The following is an 18,733-nucleotide window of genomic DNA, read 5'->3' on the forward strand; positions in this document are numbered from 1 at the left end:
TCATCACTTTGAGGGCTGGGGCTTGACAAGGGAAGAGAAGAGGGGGGTAAGTAAGGTGTGCCGCCCACCACCCCCCTTTCCCAAGTTATCACCCTCTGGGTCCATAAGGTCTTCGCCTCCCTCAGGAAAACCATCCGCTCCAACCTCGCCCTCTTCCTGTCCACCCTCCTCACTACCCCCCTGGACCCCACCCTCTCCGACCTCGCCCGCAGAACCCCCCTCCCCACCCTGGCCCAAAGCCGCCTCAATCGCCTCTGGCGCTTCCTCCATCACCCCACCCTGCAAGACCCCTGGGCCCTCACCGAAGCCCTCCTCCCCCTCCTCGTCCCTCGTTTCCCCAAAGACCGCCCCCTCCCCCTCATCGTGGACTGGACCTTCACAGAGGACGGTAGGCACCAAGCCCTGGTGGCCGCCCTTCCCCTCAAGGGAAGGGCCCTGGTGGTGGCCTTCGCTCTTCACCCCCTCTCCCCTTTCCCCAGTCAAAACCGGGTGGAGGAGGAGTTCCTCCACCGCCTGGGCCGCGCCGTCCAGGACCTGGGATATACCCCCCTCTTCCTCCTGGACCGCGGCTTTGACCGGGTCTCCCTGATGCGAAAGCTCCAGGGGTGGGGCATGGGCTTCCTCATCCGCCTGCGGCAGAACCGGGAGGTGGAACCCCAAGGGGGGAAGCGCCTTCCCCTGAAGGAGGGCTACCGGCGTGTGGTCCACCCCCTGCGGGAGGAGGTCCGCCTTTTCGGACACGGTGGGGAGGGGGTAGAAGTCACCCTCCTGGTGTACCCAGGGGGTCGGGATCCCTGGTATCTGGCCTATTCGGGCCCTTTTGGGGGGGAGCCGCCCTATGGGTGGCGGATGTGGATTGAAGAGGGGTTTAGGGACCTGAAGGGGCAGGGGTTTGGGCTGGACCGCCATCGGCTGCGGACGGGGGCGAGCCTCAGGGGGTGGTTATGGCTTCTGGCCTTGGGGATGGCGCTCTTGGTCCTTCTGGGGGCGCGCTTGCAGGGCAGGGAATGGCTTCCCCGGCTTCTGGCCCATCCCGAGCGGCAAAGCCTCTTCCGTCTGGGCCGGATCGCCCTGGCCCAGGGGCCCCCGCCTTGGAGGGAAGCAGTGGTGGAGGAGCTGGTCAGGTTGCTTCAGGAACTGGGGGGAGGAAAGTGATGAGAGCTCAGGCCAGGGCCATCTTGAGCCCGTCCGCCCCGGTTCCCTGTACCGGGGTGTTGAGCTTTTCCGTGTAGCGGTCCGTGGTCCTCCTCCGGCCCAAGAGGGTCCTCACCACCACCTCCCCCTCGGGCTGGGACCGGTGCCAGCGCTTGAGGGCGGGGTAAGCCCGGAAGAACGCGTCCCGAAGCTTCTGGGCCTCCTCGGGGGTGAGCTTCACCCCGTAGGCGGTGAGGGCGTACCTCCGGAGCCCTTCCGCCCCCAGCCCGTAGAGAAGCCCGAAGTTCAGCGCCTTGGCCAGTTGCCGGTCCTCCTTGCCCACCTCTTCCAGGGGCTTCCCCAGGACCAGGCTGGCGGTGAGGGCGTGAAGGTCCTTCCCCTCCCGGAACGCCCTAAGCATCCGCCCTTCCCGGGCTATGGCGGCGGCAATCCGCAGTTCAATCTGGGAGAAGTCGGCCTTGAGGAGCACCCTACCTTCGGGGGCCCGGAAGGCCCTCCTTAAGGCGGGGTCCCGGGGCACCTGCTGGAGGTTGGGCTTGCGGCACGCCATGCGGCCGGTTTCCGCCCCTATCTGTTGCCAGGAAGGATGGATGCGCCCCGTGGCCGGGTTCAGATGCTTGGCCCACTCCTTCCCGTAGGTGCTCGCCCGCTTGGCCGCTTCCCGGTACCGGAGGAGCTTGGCCACCAGGGGATGGTCCCGGTAGGCGGCCAAGGTGTCCTCCCGGGTGTCGGGGAGGTCCAGCCCCTCCTTCTTCAGATAGGCCAGCGCCTGGGCGGGGCTGTTCCAGTTCACCCCGAAGGGGAGTTCCGCGCGTAGGGCTTCCGCCTCCCGTTCCGCTTCCCTGGCCGCCTCCTCCCAGAGGTCCGGGGCGAAGGGCACCCCCCGAAGCTCCATCCACGCCACGGCGGGGAGGGCGCGGTGCTCCACCTCAAGGACCTTCTCAAGCCCCATGGCCCGGGCCCGTTCCCTCTGCTCCCGGTAGAGGGCTAGGCCGGCCAGGGCATCCGTGGCGGCGTAGGCCAGTTGCTCCGGGGAGAGGGGGCCGCTCCAGTCCGAGGTCTGCAGGGACTTGTCCAGCCCCGAAACCAGGTCCTTTAAGGCGGGCATGCGGGCTTGGGCGTGGAGCACCTGGTGGGCCAGTCCGGTGTCCCAAAGCCGCTTGCCGCTAGCCCCCCACACCCCGGCCTTGAGGAGGAAGAGGAGGTCAAACTTCAGGTTGTGCCCCACCAAAAGGGGCCCCTCCTCCCGGGAGAAGAGGGGGCGGAAGACTTCCAGGGGCACCCCGAAGAGGTCAAGCACGACTACCGCCCCCGGCGTGGCCAGGGAGAGGAGCCGGGGCTTGGCCGTGTGGGGGTCAAGCCCCGTGGTTTCCAGGTCCACCCCCAGGACGGGCTGGCGCATGAGGAGGTCCACCAGCTCCCCCATGCCGGGGCCTACTTCCGGGATGTAGTGGAGTTCAAACCCCTCCACCTTCGCCGGCAACCCGGCCACCTCCACCACCCCCTCCTCGGGGGTAGCTACACGCCCCCCTCCAAACCCACCCGGCAAACCCGGCAACCCCCCTTCAAGGAGGGGTTTATGCCCTTCCTCATCGGAAAAATCCTTGCCGGGTACCTCTCCCGGCACCCACCCGGCACCACCCGGCACTTCCCCGGCACCCCCACCCTTGCCAGGTTCTGCAGGGGGTTGCCGGGTAGGTGCCGGGTAGTCCACCCGGCAGGGGGTTTCATCGTGCAGGACGGAGTTTTTGGCCTCTTTTTCCCCCGGTGCCGGGTTTGCCGGGTGGGTTCCCGAGTCAATGAGTCTAGCCAGGGCCTCGAGGTCAATGGGCATGCCCCACCTCCTCATGAACGCGGGGGTTGACCAGGTAGGCCCGGGCCTCGGGGTCATACGCCACCCACCCCGCCTTCTCCAGAAGCCAAAGAGCCCGGCCCGCTTCCTCGGAAGTGGTGATGCCGCCCCACTCTTTGGTGTAGACCTCCCGGCGGGTGAAGCGCTCCACCTTCCCCTCCCTGAGCCGTTTGGCCAGCCGGATGGCCGGGGAGATGTCCCCCACCTCTCCCACGCGCCAAGCCCGCTTGGCGTGGGGTTCAAGGATGGCCTTGACCAGGAAGATGGCCCGGGCCATGGTCCTCTCGCTTATCACCCCCGGTTCGCCCCACAAGGCGCTAAGGATGCCCGCCATCCTGGCCGTGAGCCCCATCCGCTTGCTCAGGTACCCGCGCCACGCCTCGGGAAGCTCAGGGTTGCGTTGCTCCTGGAGGGTTTCAAAGCGCCACTCCTTCCAGAGCCGGTACGCCTCGGGGGAGGGGCTGACCATCGTGGGCACTTCCTCAGCCCAAAGCCGCATCACCAGGTCCCGGTAGCCCCAAAGCGTTTCCTCCGGCACCGGCGGGGGCTCCTTGACCGGAGGAAGGGGGTCAAGGACCACGGGGGTAAACCTCTGCAGTAGCCCATCCGCGTCCTCCCCTTTGCCAAGCCCGCCCCGCACCACCTGGTGCCATGGCCCGGCTTGAATACCGCCAAGAAGGGCCACCTGCGGCCGTGGCAGGTATGTGGTGCCCCTGCTCACCCGGTCCACCACGAAGGGGGTGCCGTGGTAGGCGCTAAGGAAGAACGCCCGCCCTTGGGCCCGGTCCTCCCGCCTCCAAGCGAGGAGAAGCCCCTTTAGCTCGTCCACCACGGCCAGCACGGCAGGGTTGCCCTCCAGGATGCTGGCCAGCTTCTCCGGGGTAGCGTCGCCAACCACCAACCGGCGGGGAACGGGGGGCTTGGGCTTCTCACCCCGCTCTCCCTTCTTGGCAGCTTGCCACTCAAGAAGCTCCTGCTCGTACGCCTCTAGGGCAGCCTTGTTTTCCTCGGCCAAGGAGTGCTCAATGGCCCAAAGGGGCTTTGCGGCTTCCCGGATGATGGGGGTCTTCCCGCTTCCCGGCGGCCCCACCAGCACCGCCCAAAGGACGGGGGTTTCCTCCCAACCGGCGTTCGCGGGCTCGGGGGCCACCGCCAGCTTGCGGTGGGCCAAGACGGCGCTCACGGCGGCCAGCATGGCCACGGCGGGGGCGGTGGGCTCCACCAAAAGCTGGCCGGCTAGGGCGTTGGCCAGGTCCTCCATGGCCGGGGGGAGGAGCCCCCGCTTCCAGGGGGGCAAGGGGGCTTCCAGCTCCTCCAGGGGCTTGGGCTTGGGCCACTCCCTGGGCTCCTCCCCGAGGAGCTTGGCGATGGGGCTGGGGTCAAGCCCCACCTCCTTGAGGAAGGGAATGCCGCGCTTATTCGGGTAATCCGATGAGCTTGCGGCTTCGGCCAGCCGGCTTAGTTCCTCCCTCCAATCCTCGAGGGTGCGGGTATCCGCAAGCTCCCATGCCTCGTAGACCTTGGAGGTCCCGAGGAGCACCTTCACTTCTTCCAGCACCCCGGCCCGGTGAGCCAGGTTGAGGAGGGTCATGGCCGCTTCATGCCGTGGCCCCGAGGGGCGGCGTTGCAAAGCAACCTCCAGGAACGGCACAGCCCGCACCAACCGGCGTATGGCCTCCGGGCTGGCGTACCGGGGCCGGAAGGGAAGGGAAACGGGGCTTTTGCTCCAAGCCCCGTAGAGGGGCCGGGGCTGGCCGTTCAAAGCTCCGAAAAGGGGGAGGAAAAGGCCGTGCTGGCCGTTAGGGTAGCCCTCCACGCTGTGCCCCTCCCCGAGGAGGAGCTTGGCTAGGGCGGCCAGTCCTCGGGCCAACTCCTCCAGGTCCGGTAGGGGCTCCTCAAAGAAAAACCATACCTTGGAGCCCCGCGTGTTGCCCGGGCCAGCGTAGGCCGGGACTTCCAGGGCGTTCAGGACTTCAATGAGGGGACGGAGGTCCCGGAGGTCCGTGCGGTCAAGGTCCAGGTTGATGGCCTTATCCGGTACCAGCCCGAGGAGCCGGCGGCCCTCAAGGTGGGCTTTCAGGTCATCACCAGAGGGAGGCCGGTTTTCCCACCAAACCTTCTTGGTCCCGTTCTCAATGACTCCCAAAAGGGTGCGGGGCTGGGGCTTGGAAGCGAAGAAGTCAAGCATCGTCCACCTCCCCCTCGCCTTCTGCAACGGGCCACTCGGCCCCACAGCGCGGGCAAAAGACGCGTCCCCCGAGGTCAAAACGCTCGTAGTTCTCTGGCACGGGGCAACCGCAATGCGGGCAGGTTGCCGTGTAGAATGGTTCCGTAGCCGCTACCACGGCAACCTCCTACCGCCCCCGGGCCTCCACCCCGGGGGTCTTCTCCAACTCCTCCATGCGGCCTTCAGCGATAGCCTCCGCCACGCGAAGCGGCACCAGCCAGCGCCGTCCCAAGCGCACCCCGTAGCGCCGGGCAAGTTCGTAGCTTAGGTCCCTCCCAACTTTGTCCCGTCCCAGGTAATCTCGCAGTTCTTCCGGCGTGAGCAACCTCTTCTCGTGCATGGCCCCATGTTTTCGTGGTAAAACGGGAATAGCAATGGCTGTATCCGTAACGGTAGCCGTAACGCTAACCGCCCACCCGGTTAGGGTGCCCGTAGCCTGGGCCGATGGGCCCGAGGAGCTTCCCGAATGGGAGGGGGTTTCCCCCTTGGTCGCTTTTCTCTCAACCGAGAGGGGCACATGGAGGAAACATGTGCTTCAACGGCCAGCCCGAAGCGTCTTCCCCAGGCTCGTGCGCAGGTCCCTCCTGGCTCAGGACTTGCCTCAAGGAAAACCCGTTTCGCCTCTTGAGGCCCTGTCCCGGGTATTCAGGACGGCGTTGAAAGACTCAAACCCCTACGCCAAAGGAAGCCCTACGCGGGAAGCCGTTCTCTGGGCCGCAGAGAACGCGGGCCTTCTCGTCCCCTTCAAGGTGGAAAGGGCCGCATGGCCTCCTCTGGTTTCGGGGGAGGATTTGGTTTCGTGGTTGGCCGCGGCCTATGTCGTAGGGACTTGGCGCATCGTCCTTCGCCTTCTCAGCGATGGGCACTCGTACAAGGAAATCCGTCAGGAAGTCTTCTCCAGGTTCGGGTTAGAGTTTGCTTCCGGGTCCAATGACCTAGTGCGAAGCCAGTCCGGTGATTCACCTGATATTCCCCTATGGGCCCTGGATGTGCTGGAAGCCCTCTGGCGCAAGAAGCCCAAGACTCAAGTAGTCCGGGCTTGGCTTAGAGAGGCCGCCCTTAGTGGGCTGGTTCTTGACAGCCGGGGTGAGTTCTGGCCCTTCTTTTCTAACCGTCCCGAGGAGCCGGAGCTACCTCTTGCGGCCCCTAAGTGGGTTGCTACGGGCGGGGTTTACCACCTCGCCCTCCTCCAACTGGCTCAGGCGCGAAAGAAAGAGCGTCTATGCGTCTGGTGTGGTGGGGGCATTTTGGGCCGGGGGGACAAGCGCTACTGCTCCAACGCATGCCGTCAGGCGGCCTATAGGGCCAAGAAAAAGGTGGGGACTATCTGAGCTTGCCTGATGAAGGCGCACCTCGAGGCTCCTCGGCCTCCTCAATGTTTCCTAGAACGACTCTACGGCCAGCCGGTTTATCAGCCGGTCTATCACCCCGGAAATGGCCGGCTATTGGAGAAAGTTCCAGGAAAGCGCATCGGAGAAAACCGCGTCTGGAAGGGGAAAAACGGAAGATTGCGGGGGTTCTGGGCTTGCCTCACACGCGAGAGGTCGTAGGTTCAAGTCCTACGCCGCCCACCAAAGGAACTCCCCCCGCCCTCGGGCGGGGGGAGCCGGTTTTTAGCGGCGGACCACCTGGGCGTCCTTGGGGTAGCGCTTGAGCTGGGCCTCCGTGAGGTTGGTCCGCTTGAACTCCACCACCTTGAGGTCGGCGAGGACCTTTCCCTTCTCGTCCAGGAAGACGAAGCGAAGGGGCCTGGGGTCGGCCTTGAGGAGGTACAACTCCATTGCGGCGAAGCCCTGGCCTTCCTTGCTTCGGCCCACAAGCTTCCAGGCCATCCCTTCCGGCAGGCGCACCTCCCCCTCGAGGCGGAGGTCCACCTGCTCCGAGAGGGCCTTCAGGTCGCCCAAGCCCTGGGGCGCGAAGCCCAGGCCTTGGATCTTGGCCTTCTCCCTGGGGGAGATGACCAGCTGGTTGGTGAGGTAGAGGTAGTTCCACACCTCCTTCTCGGTGATTACGGTGAAGTTCCCCTCCAGGGAGCCCGGCTTCAAGAACTCCACCCGGAAGAGCCGGGCCTGGGGCAGGGCGTACACCCGGGCAAGGAGCTCCTCCTCTCCGCCCGGGCCTTGGATCCGGCCTTGGACCGTGGCCTGCCAGGGGGTGGAGAGGTTCTTCTCCACCCGGTCCAGGATGTCCGGCGCCGACTGTGCCAGACCTAGGGAGAGCAACCCGACCCAACCCAAAAACGCCGCCAGCTTTCTCATGGCCACCTCCAGGCGTAGCGGACCCAGGCGTAGGGGGCGCCTTTGTGCCCCGCCTCCAGGCCCAGGTCCCCGAGCCACGCCACCACGCTACCCGCCCAAGGGTAGGAGAGGGTGAGGAAGAGGCTAGCTTCCCCTAAGAAGAGGGCCCCCTCGAGGCGGTTTGTCCCTCCGAGGCGGAGGGAAAGTTCCAGCACCTCCCCCCCTTCCCCCACCTCCCCCTTCCAACCCAAAAGGGCGTAGGGCCCCGGGGCGAGCCCCGCGCCCAAGGTGTAGGTGGCCCCTTCCCGGAAGGCGTAGCTTCCCTCCAGGCGCCAGGGGGAAAGGCCCGGCTGGAGCCCGAAGGAGAGGGGCCTGGGGGGGGTGGCCCGGGCGAGCTCCAGGCTTAGGACCTCCTTAGGGGCCGGGCGGTAGCGCAGGACGAGCCTGCCGAAAAGGCCCTCCTCCGGGAAGAGGGGAAGGGCCTGCTTGGGCCGGTAGCCGATCCGCCCCTCCAGGGCGAAAGGCCCCGCACCCCCTTCCCCGTAGGCCACCCCGCCGGGGCCCCCTTCCCCCACCTCCCCTTGGAGGCCGAAGGCGAAGAAGCCTAAGGGCCCCAGGGCGAGGCTTTCCCCGTAGCCCAAGGCGGCCCGGAAGGGGGCCAGGCGGAGGAAGACCTCCCCCTCTTCCAGGGAGAGGCCGGCCTCGAGGGCCGGGGCGGGCCCCGGGGGGGCGGCGTAGAGGCCGGCCTCGAGGCGGCCCTGGGCGAGGGCGAAACCCAGAAGAACCGTGAGGAGAACTGCTTTTCCCTTCATACCGCCACCTGCTTCCTGAAGCGGACCGAGGCCAGGAAGAGGGCCCCGGCCAGGGCCTGGGCCTCCCGGGCGCGGAAGCGCAGGTTCTCCTCCACGGTGAGGTCCCGGTAGACGCTCTGCTCCTGGGTGGCGTAGCCGATTTTGGCCTTGACCCGGAAGGCCTCTTGGCCCATCTCCATCCTCAGCCGCCCAGGCCCGCCCCGCCTTGGGCCTGAGAGGCTATCGTAAAACTCCTCCGCGAGGGGCTAGGCGGCCCTGGCCAGCCGCTTCACCCATAAGCGTAGCATGCCCAGATACGCCCGGGTCTCCTTCCGTCAAATCGTTGGGGTATGCTCTACGAGGAGCCACCCTTTGGGCATAACACACTTTTACGACAGCCTCTCAAACCCCAAGGCCAAGGCCCAAGAGCCCATCAAGGAGGCCCTGAAGCGGCTCCGCTAGCGCTTCTCAAGCCGGGCGATGAGGGCCTTGAGGTCCTCCGCGGCGCCCCCCTGGCGGAAGGGGTTGAAAGGCTCCCCGCGTAGGAGGGCCTGGAAACCCCCTGGCCCCTGCCCACCCGGGTTCGCACCTCGCTGGCCTTGGCCGTTCCCCGGCCTCTGCCCCTCGGGCGGAGCCTGGCGCGCCCTTTGCACCTCCAACCTGCGGGTGTCCAGCCACTTGAGCTGGGCCGGGGTGAGGATCTTCTCCTCAATCTCCGTCAGGATCCTTTCCGCCTCCACGGGTTTCAAGTCGGGCAGGCTCTGCAGCCTCCTTAAGAGGGGGAGAAGCCTTTGCGCCTGGGCCTTGGTGAGGGTGAAGCCCCTTTGCCCGTCCATCTCCAGAAGGAGGCGCACGGTGCCGACCAGTTCAAAAACCGGCCGGTAAGCCTGCAGCCTCTCCCGGACCGCCGGGTCCATGGGCGCACCGCCGGGTCCAAGACCCTGGCCTTGGGCCAAGGCCTGGCCAACCAGGACCAATCCCAACACCGCAAGGTTCCTCCACCTCATGTGCCCCCTCCTACTCGTACCGCAAGGCCTCCACCGGGTCCAGGCGGGCCGCCCGCCAGGCCGGATAGAGGCCGAAGAAAACGCCCACGAAGACCGCGAAGAGAAAGGCGACGGCCACGCTCCAAGGGGAGAACACCGGGCTTACCCCGATGGCCTGTCCCACGAACCTGGCCATCAAGAGCCCCAACGCCACCCCCAAAACCCCGCCTCCCACGGAGAGGACCACGGACTCCGCCAAGAACTGGGCCAGGATATCCCTGGGCCGTGCCCCCAAGGCCTTGCGCACCCCGATCTCCCGCGTCCGCTCCGTGACGGAGACCAGCATGATGTTCATGATGCCAATCCCCCCCACCAAGAGGCTGATGGCCGCCACGCCCCCTAGGAAGAGGGTCATGACCAGGGTGGTCTGGTTCACGCTCTGAAGGGCGTCCTGTTGGTTGGTGATGGAAAAGTCGTAGGCGCTGGGGTCCACCAAGCCCCGGCGCTCCGCCAAGAGGCGGGTTATCGCCTCCTGAAGCTCCTTCAGGCGGTTATGGTCCCTCCCCTGCACGTAGATGGCGTTTACCATGGGCTCCCCCGCCTCGAGGCGGGCCAGGCGCTGCAAGTAGGTAGAAAGGGGAACAAATACCTGGTAGTTGGTGCTGGCAAACCCCTGGTCCCCCTTATCGGGCAAAACCCCCACCACGGTGAAGGGGATTCCCCCGATGCGCAAGCGCTGACCCAGCGGGTCCTCGCCCCCGAAGAGGTCCTGGGCAACGCCGTAGCCGATGACGGCCACCCGCCTCCTCAGGTCCACATCCTCCTGGGTGAGGAAACTGCCCCTCTCCGGCACGGCGGTGCGCACCTGGGCGAAATCGGGCCAGGTGCCCACCACGGTGGCCCTGAGGTTGTTGGCCCCGTACTTCAGCTGGAAGTTCCCCTGGACCACCGGGGCGACCCCCACCACCTCCTGAGGGAAGGCCTCCTGGATGGCGTAGGCGTCGGCTAGGGGGAGGGTGGCCGGGCCGCCAAAGCGCACCAGCCCACCCCCGAAGCCCCTTCCCCCCTGGGCCGGGCCCACGGTGAGGAGGTTGGTGCCCAAGCCCTGCAGGAGGGAGGTGATCCTCCGGGTGGTTCCCTGGCCCACCATGGTGAGGGCCACCACCGCCGCCACCCCGATCACGACGCCCAAGGCGGTGAGGGCGGAGCGCAAGGGGTTGGCGGCGATGGCCCTCAGGGCGATGCGCACCACCTCCCCGGGGGAAAGGCCCACCCTTGGGGTACCCGCCGCCTGTCCAAACTCCGCCACGCTATCCCCTCCTTTCGTCGCCCACGATCTCCCCATCCCGCACCCGGACGATGCGCCGCATCTTTTCCGCCACTAGGGGCTCGTGGGTGACGACGATGACCGTGGTCCCCCCGCGGTTGAGTTCCTGAAAAAGGGCCATGATCTCCTCCCCCGTCCTGGAGTCCAAGGCCCCGGTGGGTTCGTCGGCCAGGAGAAGGGGTGGGTCCAGGGCCAAGGCGCGGGCGATGGCCACCCGCTGGCGCTGGCCCCCGGAAAGTTGATTGGGAAGGCTCCCTGCCTTTTCCAAAAGCCCCACCCGCTCCAGGAGGGCGAGGGCCCGGCGGCGCCGCTCCCTAGGAGGTACCCCCGCGTAGGCCAGGGGCACCTCCACGTTCTCCACGGCCGTCAACCGCGGGAGGAGGAAAAAGGCCTGAAAGACGAAACCGAGGAAGCGGTTTCTCAGGTACGCCCGCTCTTCCTCGGAGAGGCTGGAAGTCGGCCTTCCCATGAGGAAATACTCCCCCTCCGTGGGCCGGTCCAACAGGCCCAGGATGTGGAGGAGGGTGCTCTTGCCGCTTCCCGAAGGCCCCATGATGGCAAGCATCTCCCCCTCCTCCACCCGAAGGTCAACGCCCCTCAGGGCCGGGAAAACCACGCTCCCGTTCTGGTAGGCCTTTTTCACCCCCTTAAGCTCCAGGAGCACCCTTCACCTCCCGAACCCCGGAAAGGGCACGGGCGCCGGGGCCGAAGGGGTGCGGGGGGTCGGCGATCCCGGGCTGGGCCTGGGCAGGACCACCTGGTCCCCCTCCTTCAAGCCCTCCAGCACCGCCACCATTCGGGCGTCCTCCGGGCCCAGCACCACCCGCACGCTATCCGTGGAGCCGTCGGGGAGAAGCACGGTGACGTAAGCCCGGCCCCGCACCCGCTCCACCGCTCGCTTGGGCACCACCAAGACGTCCCGGGCCTCCTCCACCACGATCTCCCCGTCGGCGCTCATGCCCGGGCGCAAGCGCGCATCATAGGGAAGCTGCACCGTCACCTTGAAGACGGGGATGTTGTTCACCACCTGAGCCTGGGGGCTCACGGCCACCACCCGGCCCCGGAACACCTCTCCGGGAAGGCCTTCCAGGGTCACATTTACCTCCTGGCCCACCCGGACCTTGGCGATCTCGGTCTCGTCCACCTCCAAGGCCAAGGCGTAGGCCGAGAGGTCCCCAAGGGTAAGAAGGGGGGTGTTCGGGCCCACCTGGGCCCCCGGACTGGGGAAGACCGCAAGCACCACCCCCGCGAAGGGAGCCCGCACCCGGGTCTTCTCCAGATTGGCCCGGGCTTCCGCCAAGGCCAGGTGGGCTTGGGCCAAAGCCGCTTCCTGCGCCTTCAGGTCCTCCTGGAGCTGGACCTGGCGCAGGCGCAGGGCTTCCCGTTGCGCCTCTAGGCCAGCCCGGGCGTTCTCCAGGGCCCTCTGGGCGTTGGCGTAACCCACCTCCGCCTCCAAGAGGGCCTGACGGCTGGCCCCTCCCGCCTGGTAGAGGGCGCGCGTTGCCTCCAGGTTGCGCCGGGCCGTCTCCAGGGAGGCCTCGGCGTTGGCGTAGGCCACTTCGGCGTTCTTCAAGGCGGCCCGCAAGGAGGCCAAGCTGTTTTCCCCTTGGGCGCGGGTGTTGGCCAGGTTAGCCTCCGCCCTCTTCAGATCCGCCTGGGCCTTTTCCAGGGCCCGGCGGAAGGGAACGGGATCCAGCTCCGCCACCACCTCCCCCTGCCGCACCTCCTTCCCCTCGGCCACCAGGGAGAGGAGGGTTCCCTGGACCTCCGGGCGCACCTCGAGGGTCCGCCAGGGCTCCAGCCGGCCCGAGCCCGCCACCACCACCCGCACGTCCCCCCGCGCCACGGTGTAGACCTCGGGAACCTCTTGGGCCTGGGAGGGCGCCTTGGGGCGGAGAAGGAAGTACCCCCCCAGGCCTAAAAGCAGAAGTAAGGCGAGGAGGAACCCACGCCTCATGGCCCCACCCCCAGCCCCGTGAGGTCCATCCCCGCCGCCACGCTCAAAGCCGCCAGGGCCCGCCAGTAGGCGTTTTGCGCCTGCAGGAGGCCCTGCCGGGACTGCAGGTAGCCCACCTCCTCCTGCTGGAGCTGTACCTGGCTGATGGTCCCCGCCTGGAAGGAGCGCCGCGCCACCTCCAGGGTCCTCTCCTGGTTGGCCAGGGTTTCCCGGGCGGTGAGCACCTGGCTCCAAGCCGCTTGGGCCTGGGCATAAGCGCTCTCCAGGGTGGCAAGGGCCTGGGCCCGAACGTTGGCTTGGCTCCTGCGGGCGGTCTCCAGGTTGGCCCGGGCCTTTTCCAAGGTGAGGCGGGGGGTGTAGTCGTTGTCGGCCAGGCTTACTTGGAGTTCCGCCAACTCCACGGCCTGCCGGGCCTGCAACAGGCTGGGAAGCCGCTCCTCCAGACCCTCCTTCAGGGCGTCCAGGACGGGTTCCAAAGGCTTGGGCTCCGGCAAGGGGGAAAGCCTGGGCTCCTGGGCCAGGGAGATCCCCATGGCCCCCTCCAGGGCCTTCAAGAGGGCGGGCCGCTGGGCCTTGGCGTTTTCAAGGGCCAGCTCCGCCGAGCGCAGGGCCGCCTCCGCCTTGGCCACGTCCAGGTCGGTGGCGTTGCCCACCTGGCGCCGGGCACGGGCCACCGCCAAGTTCCTCTCCGCCAGGGCCCGGTTAGCCTCCAGCACCCGTTCGTTTTCCTGGGCCTCCAGGAGGGCGGTGTAAGCCGACATGAGGTTCTGAAGCAAGGTGAGGCGGCTCGCCTCCACCTGGAGTTCCGCCAGGGCTAAAGCCTGCCGCGCCTGGGCGAGGGGCTGGACCAAGGTGGTGGGATCCGCCTCCAGGGCCTTAAGCTCCGCCCTCGCCGCTTCCCGGGAAAGGAGCGCGTTCTGGTAAGCGGGGTTGTGCTGCAAAGCCAGCCCCCACGCGCCCCGCCAGTCCAGGGCCGGCTGGGCCAGGGCCATGGCCCCCAAGGACAAAACCGCCAGCGTTCGCCTCATTTCTCACCTCCCAGAAAAGACTCCCCCATGGCTTCCAAAAGGGCGTAGTAGGCCTGCAGGAAGGCGGCCTTGGCCCCCTCCCACGAGCGCTGGGCCTGGAGCAGGTTGAACTCCGCCTGCTTCACCTCAAGCGGGGTCCCCGTACCGGCCGCAAGGCGCTTCCTCGCGGTATCCAAAGCGCTCTCCGCCGCCTTCAGGCCCCTCGCCGCCACCTCCAGCCGGCTTTGGGCCTGCCGCAGGGCCTGGTGCTTGGCCTTAAGGTCCAGCTCGGCAGCCACCAAGGCGTTGGCGAGGGCCCGCCGGGCCCGCTCCACCGCCTCCTCCCTTAGGGAAAGGGCGGCGTCTTGGGAGGGCTGGAAGAGGGGAAGGTTGGCTTGAAGCTGGAAGCTAGCGAGGCTTTGCGACCTCCCCGGGTAGAGCAAGAGGCTGTACCCTAGCTGCCCGGCCTTCAGGTCCAGGCGCACCTCGAGGCCCGCCTGCCCTTCCGCCAAGCTCACGCCCAGGTTCACCGAGGGCAGGTACCGGTCCCGGCGGGCCTGGGCAAGGAGGGCCTCCGCCTCCTCCAGGGCCAGCCGGGCCTTTTGCACATCTGGACGCCGTTCCAGGGCGGCCAAAGCCTCCTCCAGGGAAGGCAGAACCTGAGGCAGGGGCAAGGGCAGGGGCTCCACCTGGGTCCCCAGGGTGGCCTGGAGCCGGGCCCGGGCCAAGCTCAAGGCCGACTCCGCCCCCAGGACCTCCGCCTGGGCCTGGGCCTGGTTCGTTTGGGCCTCCAAAAGGGCCTGAAAGGTGGCCTGGCCCCGGGCATACTGCGCCTCCACCGCTTGGAGTTGGGCTTCCCTTAGTTCCAAGGCCTTTTGCGCCACCGCCAGGTCCAGCCCTGCCAGGTAGGCCTCCAGGTACTGGGAGAGAACCCTTAGGAAAAGGGCGTTCTCCTGGGCCCTTAGGTCCAGGAGGGCCTGGCGGTAGGCCCGCTCCGCGGCTTGCAGGGCGTCCTGGGCGGGGCCCCAGGGCAAGAGGGGGAAGCCGCCCCCCACCCCCAGGGAAAGGCTCTCCTGCCCCGTGGAAGCGCGGGAATAGCTCCCCTGGGGGGCTAAGGTGGGAAGAAGCCCGGCCCGAGCGGCCTCCAAGGAAAGCCGGGCCTGGTTCCGTTCCGCCTCCAGGTCCTGGAAGCCGGGACTCCCTTGCACCAGGGCCTTGAGGTCAACCCCTTGGGCCCAGGCCACGGCGAGGAGAAAGGGGAGCCATGCTTTCCTCATCACTCCCACTCTAGGGTTCGGAGGTTAGCCTGGGGTTAACGAGGAAGCCGGAGGCGCGCCCTGAGACCCGAGGGGGGGTGGGGCAGAAGCTCAAGCCGCCCCCCGTGGGCCTCGGCCACCTTTTTCGCCACGGAAAGCCCAAGCCCCTCCCCGGGTTTCGCCGAGGCCCGGAAAAAGGCCCTGCCCGCCTCCTTCAGGGCCTCCTCGGGCATCCCCGGGCCTTCGTCCTTCACCTCCAGGACGAGGTCCTTCCCCTCCTGGAAAAGCCGCACCTCCACCCCCTTTCCCTCCCCGTGGAGGAAGGCGTTTCTGAGGAGGTTCCGCAGGGCCTGGGCGAGGAGGAGGGGGTCGCCTTCGTAGGGGAGGGTTTCGGGCCCCCGGTAGGGCACCCCGAAGGCCCTGGCCTCCTCCCGGGCGAGGGCGGCAAGGTCCAAGGGCACGGGCGTCACCCGCCCCTCCCGCGCCAGGACGAGGAGGGCCTCCACCAGGCGCTTCATGCGGAGAAGCTCCTCCTTCACCGCCTCCTGGGCCTCCTGGGGAGGAAGGTAGCCCGCCTCCGCCGCCTCCAGCTGGGCCAAAGCGGCGGCCACCGGGGTCCTGAGCTCGTGGGCCGCGTCCCGGGTGAAGCGCTTCTCCCGCTCCAGGAAGGCCTCGAGGCGCTCCAGCATGTGGTTGAAGGCCTCGGCCAAGGCCTTGAGCTCCCCGCCCCCCTCCGGGGGCACCCGGTGGGAGAGGTCCTGGGAGTCCGCCACCCGCCGCGCCACCTCCGTGAGGCGGGAGAGGGGCCGTAGAGCGGCCCCGGCGAGGCGGGTGGCGAGGAGGGCGAAGGCCAGGGTGAGGGCCGCTCCCGAGGCGAAGAGGGCCAGGCGGAAGCGGGAAAGGGCCAGGAGGGCCTCAGGCTCGTACCGGGCCAGGGTGAGGGTGCCCCCAGGCGCCTCCATGACCCAGACCCGCCACCCCTCCTTCCAGTACCGCCCCGGGGCAAGGGGGGGTAGGTCGGGGAAGCCGGGGCTTTGGGTCCTTGTCCCGCCTTGGACCAGGCGGAAGGCGAACTCGCCCCTAGGGCCAGGCCGTCCCTCGGCGAGGGCGCGGGCGTAGAAGAGGAGGGAGCGGTCCAGGTCGGCCTCTATGAGCCCTTTGAAGGCCACGTAGCTCAAGGCCCCCTGGAAGAAGAGGGCAAGCCCAATGGAAAGGGCGAAGAAGAGAGCAAGCCGCGTCCTAAGGCTCATGGCCGAGCCGGTACCCCCCGGGCACGGTGCGCACCACCTCGGGGAAGAGCTTCTGCCGGAGGTAGTGGACGTAGACCTTCACCGCCCCCACCTTCTCGGGGTCGCCGAAGACCCGCTCGGCGAGCTCCTCGGGGGCGAAGACCCGGCCCGGGTGGAGGAGGAAGGCCTCCAGGAGGGCGAACTCCTTCAGGGAGAGGTCCACCCGCTTTCCCCCCAGGTAGACCCCCCGCCCCGCCAAGTCCACCTCCAAGGGGCCAAGCCGCACCCGGGAGGCCTTCACCTCCGAGGCCCGGCGGAGGAGGGCCCGCACCCGGGCCAAAAGCTCCTCCAGGTGGAAGGGCTTCACCAGGTAGTCGTCCCCGCCCAGGTCCAGGCCCTGGACGCGGTCCTCGAGGGCGTCCCGGGCGGTGAGGAAGAGGATGGGCCCCTTGTAGCCCGCCTCCCGCGCTTCCTCGGCGAAGCGGAAGCCGCCGTCCTCGTCCTCGGGAAGGCGCACGTCCAGGACCATGAGGTCGGGCTCCAGCTCCAGGAAGGCCTCCCGGGCTTCCTCCAAGTTTTTGGCCCAGCGGACCCCGTAGCCCTGGGCGGCGAGGGCCCGGGCCACCGCCTGCCCCAGGCGGGGCTCGTCCTCCAGAAGAAGCACCTGCACCCCTCCAGTATGGACCGGTCCGGTTAGGCGGGGGTTACCCTGGACCCCATGCTGCGGACGCTTAACGGCCGTCTAACCAGACGGCCCTACCCTCCCTTCCGTGGGCCGGTACGGGGCCAGGTGGGAAGGGGTTTTGGGAAGCTTCCTGGAGGTGCAGCTCCTCGCCCCTCCCTGGCGGGCCCGGAGGGCCTTTGGGGCGGTGCTGCGGGAAGTGAGGCGTTTGGAAGGGGTCTTCAGCCGCCACCGGGAAAGCGAGCTCACCCGCCTGGTGCGCCAGGGGGGCGGGAGGCCGAGCCCGGAGATGCGGGAGGTGCTGGCCCTCGCCCTCCACCTCCAGGAGGCCACGGGCGGGGCCTTCCACCCGGCCCCCGCCCACGGCGGGGAGGCCTTCCGCTTCGTGGGCGAGGAGGTGGAGGTCCTGGCGCCCCTGGACCTGGACGGCCTGGCCAAGGGGTACATCGCCGACAAAGGGGCGGAGGCCGCCCTGAAGGCCGGGGCCAGGGCCGCCTTGGTGAACCTGGGGGGGGACCTGGCGCGAAGGGGCCCGGGGCGGGCCGAGGTGTTGGTGGAAGCCCCCACGGGCCCCGACAACGCCCCGCCCGTCCACCGCTTCCTCCTGGAGGAGGGGGGCGTGGCCACGAGCGGGGTGCGGCACAAGGGGGCCCACCTCCTGGACCCGAGGACGGGAAGGCCCGCCCTTGGCCTTCAGGCCACGGTGCTCGCCCCCTCGGCCCTCCTCGCCGACGGCCTCGCTAAGGCCCTCTTCGTCCTTAAGGAGGAGGCTTTCCCCGTGCTTCGGGCCTTCCGCGCCCAAGGCCTCCTCCTCACTCCCGAAGGCCCCGTGGCCGGCCCCTAAGGAGGCGAAGATGCTGAAGCGCTACTACAGCCGGAGGAGCTTTTTCCGCAGGGTGCTGGGCGGGGCGCTCGCCCTGGGCCTTTCTCGGGCCCAGGCGGGGAAGCCCTGGCCCCAGGGGTTCGTCCTGGAGGTCGCCTTCGCCTACGAGGGCGGGGGCTTCCGCTACCGGGCCCCCTATGTGGCGGCCTACGTGGAGGACGAGAAGGGGAACCTGGTGAGGACCCTGGCCCTCTTCCTCATGCCGGGGAAGGGGGAGCGCTGGTGGGACGCCTTGAGGCGCTACTACCTCCTGGGGGACGTGGCCGCCATGCGCACCCTCTCCGGCCCCACCCGCCCCCCGGGGCGGTACGCCGTGGCCTGGGACGGCAAGGACGAGCGGGGAAGGACGGTGACCCAGGGCGTCTACTACGTCTGCGTGGAGTACGCCCGCGAGCACGGCCCCTACGAGCTTTTCCGGGAGAAGGTGGAGCTTTCGGACAAGCCCTTCCAGAAGGCCTACACGCTGAAGGGGGAGCTTAAGGAGGTGGTCCTTGACTACCGCAAGAAGGCCTAGGTCTAAAGCGGGCGCCTGGCGGAGCCGGGCCTACACCCTAAGCCGCACCCTCCACCTCTACCTCTCCCTCCTCGCCTTCCTCACCCTCCTCTTCTTCGCCGTCACCGGCCTCACCCTGAACCACCCCGAGTGGTTCGGGGAGGGCGCCCCGAGGAAGCTTTCCGGGACCCTCCCCGGGGCGCCTTACCTCGAGGGGGAGGCCGTGGACTGGCTCCGCCTGGCGGAGGACCTTAGGGCCTTGGGCCTTAGGGGGCGGGTGGCGGACCACGGGGAGGCGGGGGAGGAGGTCTGGGTCTCCTTCCGCGCCCCCGGCTACGCCGCCGACGCCCAGGTGGACCCCAGGACGGGGGCCTACCGCCTGGTGGTCACGGACCACGGCCTGGTGGCCCTGCTCAACGACCTGCACAAGGGGCGGGACGCGCCCGGAGGGTGGAAGCTCTTTCTGGACCTCTCCGCCCTGTTCCTCGCCCTGGTCAGCCTCACGGGGCTTCTCCTCGGCGTCCTCCTTCCTAAAAGCCGCAGGGCGGCCCTCTTCGTCCTCGGCCTAGGGGGCCTCCTCTTCTTTGCCTTCGCCCTCTACGCCGCCCGCTAAATCCCCCACCGCGGCTTCCGCCGGGGGCCGGGTAGAAT

Annotated in this window: 17 protein-coding genes and 1 pseudogene; 4 read left to right on the top strand and 14 right to left on the bottom strand. The window is 68.3% G+C overall.

Features of this window, described 5'->3' with window-relative positions; genetic code table 11:
- Nucleotides 1-57: 57 nt before the first annotated feature.
- The gene (locus tag TthTMY_RS05900) at nucleotides 58-1,155 is read left to right on the top strand and encodes an IS4 family transposase (protein WP_096410480.1); all 1,098 of its coding nucleotides are present in this window, start codon (nucleotides 58-60) and stop codon (nucleotides 1,153-1,155) included.
- Between the two features lie 7 nt (nucleotides 1,156-1,162).
- Here TthTMY_RS05900 and TthTMY_RS05905 read toward each other — a convergent pair whose 3' ends face one another.
- From TthTMY_RS05905 to TthTMY_RS05970, 14 genes and pseudogenes are all read right to left on the bottom strand, one after another.
- The gene (locus TthTMY_RS05905) at nucleotides 1,163-2,656 is read right to left on the bottom strand and encodes a DNA polymerase (RefSeq protein WP_223903075.1); all 1,494 of its coding nucleotides are present in this window, start codon (nucleotides 2,654-2,656) and stop codon (nucleotides 1,163-1,165) included.
- Nucleotides 2,657-2,978: 322 nt separating this feature from the next.
- A complete protein-coding gene (locus tag TthTMY_RS05910) occupies nucleotides 2,979-5,195 on the bottom strand; it encodes a DUF3987 domain-containing protein (RefSeq protein ID WP_096410615.1) in 2,217 nt (738 codons plus the stop codon).
- A gap of 166 nt (nucleotides 5,196-5,361) precedes the next feature.
- Nucleotides 5,362-5,574, bottom strand: a complete 213-nt coding sequence (locus tag TthTMY_RS05915; protein ID WP_096410616.1) for a hypothetical protein — start codon at nucleotides 5,572-5,574, stop codon at nucleotides 5,362-5,364.
- 1,273 nt (nucleotides 5,575-6,847) lie between these two features.
- Entirely contained in the window at nucleotides 6,848-7,492 is a 645-nt protein-coding gene (locus TthTMY_RS05920; protein WP_096410617.1) for an outer membrane lipoprotein carrier protein LolA, read from the bottom strand.
- Entirely contained in the window at nucleotides 7,489-8,283 is a 795-nt protein-coding gene (locus tag TthTMY_RS05925) for a hypothetical protein (RefSeq protein ID WP_223903076.1), read from the bottom strand. Before TthTMY_RS05925 ends, TthTMY_RS05920 begins: the two co-directional genes overlap by 4 nt.
- A 47-nt stretch (nucleotides 8,284-8,330) precedes the next feature.
- Nucleotides 8,331-8,438: pseudogene (locus TthTMY_RS11955) on the bottom strand (heme ABC transporter); the annotation flags it as partial.
- 282 nt (nucleotides 8,439-8,720) lie between these two features.
- On the bottom strand, nucleotides 8,721-9,179 hold the full coding sequence (locus TthTMY_RS05935) for a hypothetical protein (RefSeq protein ID WP_223903077.1): 459 nt from the start codon (nucleotides 9,177-9,179) through the stop codon (nucleotides 8,721-8,723).
- 100 nt (nucleotides 9,180-9,279) lie between these two features.
- Nucleotides 9,280-10,557: an ABC transporter permease gene (locus tag TthTMY_RS05940; RefSeq protein ID WP_223903078.1), complete on the bottom strand. Its 1,278-nt coding sequence runs from the start codon at nucleotides 10,555-10,557 to the stop codon at nucleotides 9,280-9,282.
- Between the two features lies 1 nt (nucleotide 10,558).
- Complete coding sequence (locus TthTMY_RS05945) at nucleotides 10,559-11,239, bottom strand: ABC transporter ATP-binding protein (RefSeq protein WP_096410619.1); 681 nt, start codon at nucleotides 11,237-11,239, stop codon at nucleotides 10,559-10,561.
- 3 nt (nucleotides 11,240-11,242) lie between these two features.
- Nucleotides 11,243-12,532 carry an efflux RND transporter periplasmic adaptor subunit gene (locus TthTMY_RS05950; protein WP_096410620.1) on the bottom strand — a complete coding sequence of 430 codons (1,290 nt, stop codon included), beginning with the start codon at nucleotides 12,530-12,532 and terminating at the stop codon, nucleotides 11,243-11,245.
- Nucleotides 12,529-13,560: a TolC family protein gene (locus TthTMY_RS05955; protein ID WP_096410621.1), complete on the bottom strand. Its 1,032-nt coding sequence runs from the start codon at nucleotides 13,558-13,560 to the stop codon at nucleotides 12,529-12,531. Before TthTMY_RS05955 ends, TthTMY_RS05950 begins: the two co-directional genes overlap by 4 nt.
- Nucleotides 13,557-14,816: a TolC family protein gene (locus TthTMY_RS05960; protein ID WP_096410622.1), complete on the bottom strand. Its 1,260-nt coding sequence runs from the start codon at nucleotides 14,814-14,816 to the stop codon at nucleotides 13,557-13,559. Before TthTMY_RS05960 ends, TthTMY_RS05955 begins: the two co-directional genes overlap by 4 nt.
- Before the next feature lie 35 nt (nucleotides 14,817-14,851).
- On the bottom strand, nucleotides 14,852-16,045 hold the full coding sequence (locus tag TthTMY_RS05965; RefSeq protein WP_096410623.1) for a sensor histidine kinase: 1,194 nt from the start codon (nucleotides 16,043-16,045) through the stop codon (nucleotides 14,852-14,854).
- Nucleotides 16,035-16,694, bottom strand: a complete 660-nt coding sequence (locus tag TthTMY_RS05970; protein ID WP_093007073.1) for a response regulator transcription factor — start codon at nucleotides 16,692-16,694, stop codon at nucleotides 16,035-16,037. The genes TthTMY_RS05965 and TthTMY_RS05970 overlap by 11 nt, the downstream gene beginning before the upstream one ends.
- A gap of 100 nt (nucleotides 16,695-16,794) precedes the next feature.
- Between TthTMY_RS05970 and TthTMY_RS05975 the strand changes: the two genes are divergently transcribed.
- Genes TthTMY_RS05975 through TthTMY_RS05985 form a run of 3 tightly spaced genes read left to right on the top strand, consistent with a single transcriptional unit; the run spans nucleotide 16,795 to nucleotide 18,695 of the window.
- On the top strand, nucleotides 16,795-17,550 hold the full coding sequence (locus TthTMY_RS05975; protein WP_096410624.1) for an FAD:protein FMN transferase: 756 nt from the start codon (nucleotides 16,795-16,797) through the stop codon (nucleotides 17,548-17,550).
- A 10-nt stretch (nucleotides 17,551-17,560) separates the two neighbouring features.
- Nucleotides 17,561-18,103, top strand: a complete 543-nt coding sequence (locus tag TthTMY_RS05980) for a DUF2271 domain-containing protein (RefSeq protein WP_096410625.1) — start codon at nucleotides 17,561-17,563, stop codon at nucleotides 18,101-18,103.
- Nucleotides 18,081-18,695, top strand: coding sequence for a PepSY-associated TM helix domain-containing protein (locus TthTMY_RS05985; protein ID WP_096410626.1), 615 nt, complete (start codon nucleotides 18,081-18,083; stop codon nucleotides 18,693-18,695). The genes TthTMY_RS05980 and TthTMY_RS05985 overlap by 23 nt, the downstream gene beginning before the upstream one ends.
- Nucleotides 18,696-18,733 lie beyond the last annotated feature (38 nt).

This window comes from Thermus thermophilus (assembly GCF_019974155.1).
Taxonomy (GTDB): domain Bacteria; phylum Deinococcota; class Deinococci; order Deinococcales; family Thermaceae; genus Thermus; species Thermus thermophilus_C.